This is a genomic window from Mesorhizobium sp. P5_C1 (genome assembly GCF_054049815.1).
In genome coordinates this window covers 1-6,338 of the sequence record NZ_JBFULQ010000328.1, presented here as the reverse complement: position 1 = coordinate 6,338, position 6,338 = coordinate 1, and the positions used below count along the sequence as shown (strand labels likewise).

The 6,338-nt window shown below is 60.5% G+C and carries 6 protein-coding genes; 5 read left to right on the top strand and 1 reads right to left on the bottom strand.

The window, feature by feature from the left end; translation table 11 throughout:
- Positions 1-388: 388 nt before the first annotated feature.
- The 5 genes from ACXJ7R_RS22025 to ACXJ7R_RS22005 all read left to right on the top strand — a co-directional run bounded on the left by ACXJ7R_RS22025 (position 389) and on the right by ACXJ7R_RS22005 (position 5,415).
- A complete protein-coding gene (locus tag ACXJ7R_RS22025; RefSeq protein WP_457153698.1) occupies positions 389-1,669 on the top strand; it encodes an ABC transporter substrate-binding protein in 1,281 nt (426 codons plus the stop codon).
- 2 nt (positions 1,670-1,671) lie between these two features.
- Positions 1,672-2,595, top strand: a complete 924-nt coding sequence (locus ACXJ7R_RS22020; protein ID WP_457153697.1) for a carbohydrate ABC transporter permease — start codon at positions 1,672-1,674, stop codon at positions 2,593-2,595.
- Positions 2,595-3,470 (top strand): carbohydrate ABC transporter permease, encoded by an 876-nt coding sequence (locus tag ACXJ7R_RS22015; protein ID WP_457153696.1) that lies wholly within the window; start codon positions 2,595-2,597, stop codon positions 3,468-3,470. The genes ACXJ7R_RS22020 and ACXJ7R_RS22015 overlap by 1 nt, the downstream gene beginning before the upstream one ends.
- 122 nt (positions 3,471-3,592) lie before the next feature.
- Positions 3,593-4,333, top strand: coding sequence for an RraA family protein (locus tag ACXJ7R_RS22010; RefSeq protein WP_457153699.1), 741 nt, complete (start codon positions 3,593-3,595; stop codon positions 4,331-4,333).
- Between the two features lie 26 nt (positions 4,334-4,359).
- Positions 4,360-5,415 carry an ABC transporter ATP-binding protein gene (locus ACXJ7R_RS22005; protein ID WP_457153695.1) on the top strand — a complete coding sequence of 352 codons (1,056 nt, stop codon included), beginning with the start codon at positions 4,360-4,362 and terminating at the stop codon, positions 5,413-5,415.
- Here ACXJ7R_RS22005 and ACXJ7R_RS22000 read toward each other — a convergent pair.
- On the bottom strand, positions 5,412-6,338 hold a 927-nt coding region (locus ACXJ7R_RS22000), incomplete at its 5' end, for a GntR family transcriptional regulator (RefSeq protein WP_457153694.1). The two genes, ACXJ7R_RS22005 and ACXJ7R_RS22000, sit on opposite strands and share 4 nt — an antisense overlap.

Here is a 6,338-nt window from a genome sequence, read left to right as displayed (position 1 = left end):
GAGGATTGGACGTTGGAGATTTCCAACCCCGGCGTTCGCCACCCGAGATGAGGATCGATATACTGTCGCTGAACGCGGCGGTCATCGTTGCTCAATCGTCCAGCGGGCTCGCAAGGGTCGCCTGGTTTCCGTGAGGAGAAATGTATGCGCGTAGCAAAGCGCGCCGGAACAAACGGAACACCGGAAGACCGACAAGAGAATGACAGAATCTCCGCCAGAAGCCGGCGAGGGCCATAGGCCCACTGCAGGGCAAAGGTGGTGTCTGCACGGGAGTGATCCAGACAGTCTCCTGGCGGGAGGAGCAAGCCGCCGCGGACTTTGACGGGAATGCTGAACGTCGTCGCTCGACCCAAAGGGCCGACCAATCATGATCAAGGAGGAAATTGTGATGTCCGGAAACTTATCGAGACGCAAATTCCTGGTGGCTGGCGCCACGGTGGCGGCAGGATCGCTCGCCGCGCCATGGATCGCCAGGGCGCAGGCCAACGAGATTACGGCGCTGCTGATCACGGGCGGCCCGCTCTATCCCAAATATTGGGAGAAGATTGTCCAGGATTTCACGGCGAAGACCGGCGTCAAGGTCCGCTATGATCTGCTGGAATTCACGCCGCTGACATCGAAGGTCGTCACGTTGAGCGCCGCGCGATCGAGCCAATATGACGTCTACAGCACCCACACGGCGCAGATTGACTCCTACTTCAGCCATTTTGCGCCGCTGAACAGCTATTTCAGCGAGTCCGAATTGGCGGATTTCTATCCCGTCGCGGTCAAATATCTGCGCGATCCCAAAAACGGCAATCTGGCGGCTATTCCGCGCAACATGGATGCGCGCGTTCAATATTACCGCAGCGACATCTACCAGGAGAAAGGCCTGAAGCCGGCCGAGACCTGGGAAGAACTCGTCGACGTCGGCCTGAAACTCACCGGCAATGGCCATTACGGGTTGGTTGTCCCGGGGCAGGGCGATCCGGCCCAGCGTACCTTCAGCGATCTGCTGTGGCAGGCCGGCGGGGATTGGGTCGATCAGGCCAACAAACCTGCCTTCAATTCCGAAGCCGGGATCAAGGCCCTCACATTCTACCGTGACCTCGTCCAGAAACACAAAATCGTCCCCCCGGATGCCGTCGGCTATCAGTGGAACGAAAATTCGACTGAATTCTCGTCTGGAACGGTCTACGCCAATTTTGACTGGCCGGGCGCTTTCGCCACTCTCTCCAATCCGGACACCTCCCGCGTTGTCGGCAAGTGGTCGAGCGCGCCCTATGTACGGGACAAAGCGGCAATTTCCTGCGCCATCTCGCACGCCATGGCCCTCAACGGCCAGTCGGGGCGCAAGGATCCCGCGGTCGAGTTCATCAAGTATACGGTCGGCCCTGAGGCGCAGCGCCTGCAGTTCGACGAGTTCACCAACTTCCCCAGCAGTCAGGCGATCGCCAAGGAGGTGATCGCGGCGGCGAAAGGCCCGCAGGCCGCATGGCTGCAGCAGCTAGAGACGACGATCGCGAACGGCAAGGAATGGCCCAAGCTGCCTGGCTTCTCAAAAGTCTGCACCTTGATGTTCTCGGCCATCGAACAGGCGCTCACCGACCAGGTTTCGCCAAGCGATTCGCTCAATCAGGCGGCCGTGGAAGCGGAAGACGCTATGCGTCGGGCCGGAGCCTACGACTGAGGATGTCGTCCATCCCGCAGGGCCGGGTGTCGGGGCGTCGGCGGCGTTCGCCGCTGCCCTACACCTGGCAGAAGGGGTACCTTCTGGCCGGCCCGGCTTTCGTCGTTATGCTCGCCATCTTCGTCTATCCCCTGGGGTACTCGTTTCTCATGAGTTTCTTCCGGTGGGATCTGAGCGGCTCCGCGCCGTTCATCGGGACAGGAAACTACACGGACGAGCTGTTTGGCCGGCAGTTCAACCAGGCCCTTCGAAACCAGATCATCTTCAGCGTCGTCTCGATTACGGTCGAGGTGGTGGCTGGAATGGCGATCGCGGTGCTGGTCAACGGAGAATTGCGGGGCATGCGGCTCGCCCGCACATTGCTGTTGGTGCCACCGATGATCGCTCCCGCCGTCGTCGGCCTCAATTTTCGGTGGCTTTTCAATACGCAATACGGTCTTGTTGATGCATTGCTGCGCATGTTCAACCTGCCCAGCATTCCCTGGCTCAGTGACCCGACCTGGGCCCTGGTCTCGGTCATTATCGCTGATGTCTGGCAGAACACGCCGCTGATGGTGCTGCTGTTCCTGGCCGGCCTGCAATCCTTGCCCCAGGAGCCGCTCGAAGCCGCGACGGTGGACGGCGCCGGGCCGTGGCAGCGCTTCTGGCACATTGTTCTGCCGTTGATGCGTCCGGTCATCATGATCGCGTTGATGCTGCGTATCATAGACACGTTCCGAACCTTCGACGTCGTCTGGCTGATGACGCAGGGCGGGCCGGGGGGCGCTTCCAACCTGCTTACCGTCTACGCCTACCTGCTGGCATTCCAGGCCGTGGATTTCGGGCACGCGGCGGCGGTTTCCTACATTGCTCTGGGGATGTCCCTGGTCGTGCTCGGCCTGCTCTACGGAGTGCCGTGGCTGATCGCAAAGCGGAGGGCCATCTGATGGACACTGCGGCCGTGAGCACGCATCGCAAGCCAACACGCCGCCGCCGCCGGTTCACAGCCGGCGTTGCCGGACGCTACCTCGCTCTCATCCTGACCATCGCCTTTACCATTTTTCCGTTGGTGTGGCTGTTCCTGACGTCGATCCGCAGCTCGGCCGACATCTTCTCCGTGCCGGTCCACATCATTCCCGTGACCGCGACGTTGACGCAATACGTGTCGGTTTTCCGCGAATATGACACCATGGATTATGTCTGGAACACGGTCATCGTATCGTTCGTGACCGTCATTTTGGTCCATTTGCTGGCCATCCCCTGCGCCTATGCCCTGTCGAGCTTCAGGATGCCGGGCGTCATGCTGATCTTCGGCCTGCTCTTGATCATGCGGATGATCCCGGTCATCGCGCTCGCCATCCCGCTCTTCGCCGTGTTCGCGGCAATCGGCCTCCTGGATTCGGTCTGGGCGCTGATCCTCGCCCATACGGCTGCCAAACTGCCTGTCGCCATCTGGCTTCTGCTGGGCTTCATCCAGGATGTCCCGAGAGAGATCGAGGAAGCTGCCCAGTCAGACGGCGCCGGCACGATGCGCACGCTGGTCCAGATTGTCACGCCGCTGATCGCGCCTGGCATCGGGGCCAGTGCGGTGATCACCTTCCTTTTCACCTGGAACGATTTACTGCTCGCACTGACCCTGACGTCGAGCAAGTCCGCGCAGACCCTGCCGGTCGGGCTCACCAATTTCGTTTCGCAGTTCGGCATCAACTGGGGCGCCATGTCAGCTGCCGGCGTTCTCATGGTCATCCCGACTTTGGTGTTTGTCTGGTTTGCCCAAGGGCTGTTGGTCAAAGGCCTGACCACCGGTGCGGTCCGTGGCTGAGCGGCGGGCAAGGGAGCAATGCGCTCGATGCTTTCGATGACAGTTGGTTAGGCGAGTGAGACCGGCGCGGTGGATAAAAGTGGTGCTGCGCTAAGGGAGGACGACGAGTGGAAGCGGACCAAATACCGGCGATATCAGACATTTCCCGGCCACCGAGGCAATTGGTCGATGCGCTAGCAGCGATCGGTTCGGCGACACTGGCCAGTGAGCTCTATCATAAGATGGGAATTCGTGATCCGCACATCCGGGGCCCGCGGCCGTTGAGGCCCGGCCGCACGGCGGCAGGCCCGGCTCTCACGCTCCAATGCATGCCGAAGCGCGAAGATCTCTATAACGAAACAGAGTATGAGGACCCGGAGCGACAGCTCCACCGTCACGTTCTCTACCCCACGCAGCCGGGCGACATGGTTGTCGTCGATGCGCGCGGCGATCTGGGCAGCGGCATCTTCGGCGAGATGATGCTCACCTATTTCGCAGGTCGCGGCGGGGCCGGGGTGGTCGTCGACGGCTGCATCCGCGATTCTGCCCAGGCCGCGGCCCTGGATATCGGTATCTGGGTGAGGGGGGCGACGCCGAATTTCCACGCCCAGACCAACATTGTCCCCTTCGCCGTCAACGTCCCCATCGCCTGCTCGAATGTGCTCGTCATACCCGGCGACATCATAGTGGCTGACGACGACGGCGTGGTCGTCGTGCCGATCGCACTTGCGCCCAAGCTGGTCGCGCTTGCCGGCGAGCATATCGAGTGGGAAGAATTTACCCGCGCGCGCTTGGCCGAAGGAGGGGATTTGCGGAAATACTACCCGTTGAGCCCGGAGGGCGAGACCGAATACCGCGCATGGCGGCACGCTCAGCGAAAATGAGCAGGGCCTGCACGGGAGGAAAATAGATGTCCGCAATCCAGATAGAGCAGCTCGGCAAGAGCTTCGGCGCCGTGGAAGTTCTTCGCGACGTGAACATTGAAATCGCCAGCGGCGAGTTCGTGGTCCTTGTCGGTCCCTCGGGCTGCGGCAAGTCAACTCTGCTGCGGATGATCGCCGGCCTGGAAGAACAGACGACGGGCGAGATCCGCATAGGCGGGCGCGTCGTCGACGAGATGCCCGCCAAGTCGCGCGACATCGCGATGGTCTTCCAGAGCTACGCGCTCTATCCGCATATGAGCGTGGCCGACAATATGAGCTTCGCCCTTCGACTGGCCAAGGTCCCAAGGGAAGAGATCGTCTCGAGGGTGAAGGCAGCCGCCGAAATCCTCGGCTTGCAGGATCTGCTGCGTCGTATGCCGCGCCAGCTGTCTGGCGGCCAGCGCCAGCGTGTCGCCATGGGCCGCGCGATCGTGCGCGACCCGGCAGCCTTCCTGTTTGACGAGCCGCTCAGCAATCTCGATGCAAAGTTGCGCGTCAAGATGCGTGCCGAGATCAAGAAGCTGCACCAACGGCTCGGGCGCACCAGCATCTACGTCACGCACGACCAGACCGAGGCGATGACGCTTGCCGACCGGATAGTGGTGCTGAACCGAGGCCAGGTTGAGCAGATCGGTACCCCTTCCGAGCTCTACGAGAACCCTGCCAACCTTTTCGTTGCGAGCTTTATCGGCTCACCGGAAATGAACCTGATCAAGGGCCGAATTGACAATGGCGCATTCGCCGCCGAGCAGGGCCTGCGCTTGCCCTTGGCCGATGGCGCTCGGATCAGTGACAGGGAAGGGGTGGTATACGGGATTCGCCCACAGCACATCACGGTCGGCGGCACCCACGCAAAGGCAACGGTTCAGGTGGTGGAACCGACCGGCGAGGCCCAGGAACTTACCTTAAATGCGAATGGCGTCGATCTTATTGCCGAAATCCGGGAACAGCCACTGTTCAAACCTGATCAAGAGGTGAAGTTGGAGATAATGGTGCATAAGGTGCACCTGTTCGACGCCCAGAGCGGCACCAGGATAAACTAGAGCGCTTGTGCGATCGGAACGTCTTGCCAGGCGTTGGTGTCCATCCCATCGAATACAATCAGCGAACGCATCAATGTTTCCCTTGCCGAAGCCAGATGGGCTCGGCAGACCCGCTCAATCCGCTCGGAATCGCGGCTTTCGAGCGCATCGATATAGGCGAGATGCTCCAGGATCGCCGCCTGGTTACGCTGTTTTTCGTCATGCTTGTTCCACTGATAGTGGTAGTGGAAAATGAAGCTGATGATATCGTAGAAATCGTCGATGAAGCGGTTCGGCGAAGCCTCGTTTATGAGCCGGTGGAACCGGTTGTCGAGACTGGAGAAGTCGTGAAAGCGGCTTTCAATCTGCTTCAGCAGTTCGGTATGCGAGCTTTTGAGCACGCCCAGCTTCTCCCACAGCGGAGACGTGTCGGGCTGTCGTGAAAACAGATGCGCCGAGCGTAGCTCGAACATCACCCGGATCTCGAACAGCTCAAGTGCGAAATCTTCCGTAAAGCCCTTGAAAAGCCAGCCCGTATTCGGCCTCTTCTCGAGCAGTCCAAACCGGCTGAAGCGTATCAGGAACTCACGAATTCCGTTGGTCGCCACGCCGAACTGACGCGCAAGCTCCAGTTCGTTGATGCTGGTACCAGGTCTGGTGTCACCCCGCAGCATCCATTCCATGAACTGCTGTTCCACATGCTTGGCCCGCGAGGTGGTTTCGGCGTCGGGATAGTAATCGCTATCCTCGACCGCACGGCCTGCCGTCCTGACACCGCTGCGCTCGGCGATGAGGTCGCGGTGGGCAAGTTCTCCCAAGACCTTTCGGACAGTCGTGCGGCTGACTCCCATTTTCCGTCGAAGCTCATTTTCGGAAGGGAGCTCTCCGGTCAGTTGTCCGTCGCGCAGCATACTGGCGACGCGATTGAAAGCCTTCTTGTAGAC